The organism is Saccharothrix sp. ST-888 (assembly GCF_000955975.1).
Classification (GTDB): Bacteria; Actinomycetota; Actinomycetes; order Streptomycetales; family Streptomycetaceae; genus Kitasatospora.
The window spans coordinates 1-328 of the sequence record NZ_JYJF01000754.1 but is presented as its reverse complement, the minus strand read 5'-3'; the positions used below and the strand labels follow the sequence as shown (position 1 = coordinate 328).

1 protein-coding gene is annotated in these 328 nt (G+C 74.4%); it reads left to right on the top strand.

Translation table 11 applies throughout. The annotated features are described in order from the left end of the window. Window positions 1-47: 47 nt before the first annotated feature. A partial coding sequence (locus UK12_RS34475) for a hypothetical protein (RefSeq protein ID WP_197085424.1) occupies window positions 48-328 on the top strand: 281 nt, incomplete at its 3' end.

Here is a 328-nt window from a genome sequence, read left to right as displayed (position 1 = left end):
TCGTGACGGTGGGCGGGACGCAGGCCTGGATCCTAGTGGGCCCCGGCGTGACCTCCCACCTCCGGGAGGCCGTCCGCCCGAGACCGATGCTGATCCCGCGCGACGCGGTGCGGGCCGACGACCTGTCGCCGGTGGAGTGCCCGGTTGCGGTCGCCCGCATCGGTGACGCGAGCCGTACCTCCGTCGTTCCCATCGGCACTGGCGACGACCCGTACCAGGCGCTGCCGGCCGGCCAGGCCGGTGCCCTGCGAGCGGCGTTCACCCCGACCGAGCTCCGCCATGTACGCGGCCTGACGGTCTCGCTGCTCGTGCGCGCCAGAAGGCACCC